This window comes from Moorena sp., from assembly GCF_982860115.1.
The window spans coordinates 1-3,904 of the sequence record NZ_CEYLVT010000391.1; the positions used below are offsets into that span (position 1 = coordinate 1).

At 42.8% G+C, this 3,904-nt stretch carries 2 protein-coding genes; both read left to right on the forward strand.

All coding sequences use genetic code 11. The features are described 5' to 3' along the window. Positions 1 to 97 precede the first annotated feature (97 nt). On the forward strand, positions 98 to 2,437 hold the full coding sequence (locus tag AC4II3_RS31830) for a CHASE2 domain-containing protein (protein WP_488008602.1): 2,340 nt from the start codon (positions 98 to 100) through the stop codon (positions 2,435 to 2,437). A gap of 483 nt (positions 2,438 to 2,920) precedes the next feature. Beyond that, on the forward strand, positions 2,921 to 3,772 hold the full coding sequence (locus AC4II3_RS31835; protein WP_488008604.1) for a DUF928 domain-containing protein: 852 nt from the start codon (positions 2,921 to 2,923) through the stop codon (positions 3,770 to 3,772). Positions 3,773 to 3,904: the final 132 nt, after the last annotated feature.

Below are 3,904 nucleotides of genomic sequence, written 5' to 3' on the forward strand. Positions count from 1 at the left end.
AGCTGATAGCTGATAGCTGATAGCTGATAGCTGATAGCTGATAGCTGAATACTTACTCGATTACGAATACTTAATACCTAATAACTAATTACCAAAAATGGGAAAGTTAGTTGTCCTGAGTCTAGATGGTGATTCCCAGCAGCAGGGGTTTCAGGTACGTTTAGAAATTGGGGAAGAAGGGTCACGCCCAACACTCGAAATGACAGGTTACTTGCCTGCAGCTTCACAACTCACTACTTACTTACAATACCATTGGCTCCAAAAATATCGGAGCCTAGGTTCACCCGCGAGAATCCAGCCCGGAAAAGTTATCTATGGTGGTTCCATTAGCCAACGGCTCAAGGAATGTCGGGATTCAGCGAATGAGTTAGGTAATAGACTCAAACGATGGCTCGATTCTGAACAGTTTCGTCCCATTGATAAGCGATTACGGGAAGAGTTAAACCCAGAAGAAGCGATTCGGGTGCTGATTCGCACGGAAAATACCCAGTTACAAAAGCTACCTTGGCATCTGTGGGATTTTTTTGAGCGTTACCCCAAGGCTGAAGTTGCTCTGAGTGGAACACAGTTTAAACGACCCGATCAACTCCCTGCACCTAGGGGGAAATCTAAGGTTAGAATTTTAGCAATTTTAGGTCATAGTGCTGGTATTAATATTAACGAAGATCGACAACTGCTGGAGAATTTACCTAATGTAATAACAGTCTTTTTAGTGGAGCCAAAACATCACGAAATCAATGACCAGTTATGGAATCAACCTTGGGATATTATATTTTTCGCAGGACATAGTGAGACAGAGGGGGAAACGGGTCGAATTTATATTAATCCCATCGATAGCTTAACCATTGATGAGCTGCGCTATGCCTTCCAAAAAGCCGTGGCACAGGGCTTAAAACTGGCAATTTTTAATTCTTGTGATGGGTTGGGATTGGCAAGGCAACTCCATGATTTGCAAATTCCCCAAATGATTATAATGCGGGAGTTGGTGCCAGATCAGGTCGCTCAAAACTTTTTGAAGTATTTTTTGAAGGGGTTTGCTAATGGTAAGTCTTTATATCTGGCAGCCCGGGAAGCACGGGAGCAATTGCAGGGGTTGGAGCGTCAGTTTCCCTGCGCCAGTTGGTTGCCAGTAATTTACCAGAATCTAGGACAAGAACCCCCAGCTTGGGCAGATTTGTGCCAAGAGTCAGAAACACGATCACAAATACCATCACAAAGACCATCGGTCTCAGGGAAACCCAAGGGGCGTAGTGTCCAGACAGTGCTGATATCTAGCATAGTGGTGACTAGCTTGGTAATGGTAGTGCGATCGCTTGGCCTATTCCAGCCCTGGGAACTGCAAGGGTTTGACCAGTTGATGCGGCTGCGACCCAATGAAGGACTAGATCAGCGACTGTTATTAGTCACAATCACTGAAGAAGATGTGCAGTCTCAACCTAAGGAAGAAAGAAGAGCCGCTTCCTTATCCGATCGTTACTTGGCAAAACTGCTGGCAAAATTGGAGCAGTATCAACCGAGAGCTATTGGTTTGGATATTTATCGGGAGAATGCTGTGGGAGGGGAATACCAGGATTTAGCGACTCGGATGAAAACTAGTGATCACTTGTATGCCATCTGCCAATACGGTGACCCAGGAGTTTCCCCACCTCCAGAAGTCCCAGAGGTTCGCCAAGGCTTTAATAATGTTTTACTCGACCCCGATCGCATTATCCGTCGCCATCTGTTGGCTGTAGGGTCACCATCTCCTTGTCAGAGCTACTACTCATTTAATGTCCAGTTGGCAACACATTATTTGGCTGATCTAGGAATCCAGTTGGAGGTGACACAAAAGTATTTAAAGCTTGGCACTACAGTTTTTAAGACCTTAGGAGATAATTCTGGTGGATATCACCATTTAGAGGACTACCATGGTCACCAACTATTACTGAATTATCGAGCTTCCGATCAAATTGCTGAGACCGTTTCCCTTGCAGAGGTTCTCACGGATCAGTTCAATCCTGACTTAGTCAGGAATCGCATTGTCCTGATTGGTACCATTGCCCCGAGTTTTAACGATGATATGTGGCGCACACCCTACAGTGGTGGTCAGTGGTCTGTTGAGACCATGACTGGCATAGAAATTCAGGCGCACATGATCAGTCACATCCTCAGTGCAGTGCTGGATAATCGACCGTTGATTTGGTGGTGCTCTGAGCCTTGTGAAGCGCTCTGGATTTGGTGCTGGGCTTTGGTGGGGGGTATGGTTGCTGGAAACTTTAACGTGCTGCGTGCCGTCCTGTTGGGTACTGGAACTGTGGTGCTTTTATATGGAAGTTGCTGGGTTTTGCTGATAGTAACAGGTGGTTGGGTGCCATTAATTCCCGCTACTATAGCATTGGTGGCTACTAGTGCCAGTGTAGTTGTTTACTGTCGTTTACAAAGTGATCATAGTAATTGACTCATCATTAGTGCTTAGTCATTAGTCCTTAGTCTTTTGTGATCTACATTAAGTCTCTTGATAAGTACAAATGACCAATAACCAAAAATACCTTTTGATAACCCCCCTTTAGACACGCATTCTAATAGTTGATGCTATAATAAATCGGGGCGATATAGCAATAGAAGTATAGTTTGGGAGATAGTATTTTGCTTTAAAAGGAGCAGGAACTAAAGCCGTTGGCCAGGCTACGGTAACGGAGCAGGGAGCAGAACTATGTCTTAACTTTTACACTGCTATAGGAACAAATTTTGTGTGGACATACTGGACAAAAAGGGGGTTTTTAACCCTAATTTGGTATCAGTAATTACTAATGACTAGTTACACCACTTGACCTGATTTTTATCTGGAAATAGTGGTGAGATACAGGGGTGTTAATCTGAATCCATCAATTCGATGTATCAGGTAAACATCTGTCGATGTTGATCTGAAGTTTGTGTGATCATGTTAACTAAATTATTTCGGCTTAAATACCTATTTCCCTTTAATTTAATGGTTGTTGGCTGGATCAGCTGTTTTTTGGTCTCCCGAGTAGAGGCTGATCAATCCATCAATGTTAGCCAACCACTACAAAAATCAATTGAGTATACCAAGCCCGACCCCCCAGACTATGGTACTCCTGATGCTGCCAAAGGGACAGGAACCCGTGGTCCTTGCCTATACAAGGCAGAGCTTCCAACACTGACTTCTTTAGTAGGTTTTGATGAGCCAAACTTAGATTATTCATATTTAAAGGTTACTCATGATTATCCAACCTTTTGGATATATCTACCTTATACCTCAAAAGATGAAGATTATAACTCAGAGGATGAACCGTCCTTAGAATTTTCCTTGCAGGATAAATATGGTAAAAAAGATATTTACCGAACATCTTTCAAGCTACTAGATAAGCCTGGCATTGTGGGTATTCGGCTTCCTGAGAAAGTAAATTCCTTGGAAGTTGGTCAAACCTATCGTTGGAATATAGAGATCAATTGCCCTGCTTGGGAATTATCCAATAAACCAACAACCGTCTATTTCAAAGGACGAGTTAAACGAGTTGCCCACTCTCCAGACCTAGAACAGGATTTAAATGACGCGAAAACTCTTCAAGAGAGAATCGCAGCTTATGATAAGCATGACATATGGTTTGATCAGTTAAGTGAGTTAGCTGAATTAAGGCGGCAACAGCCCCACGATAGGACTCTTAAAGAAGCTTGGACTGAACTATTGACCCCTCGTTTGGGGAAAACGATATCTGAACAACCTCTTATCGGTATCCTTCCGGAAAATACACCGATGCTGGTTAAGAAATAAGAAAAGAGGAGAATGTGGGAAGTCTCGGAATTTAAGAATTAAGAATTAAGAATTAAGAATTAAGAATTAAGAATTTTACATTCAACATTCAACATTCAACATTCAACATTCAACATTCAACATTCAACATTC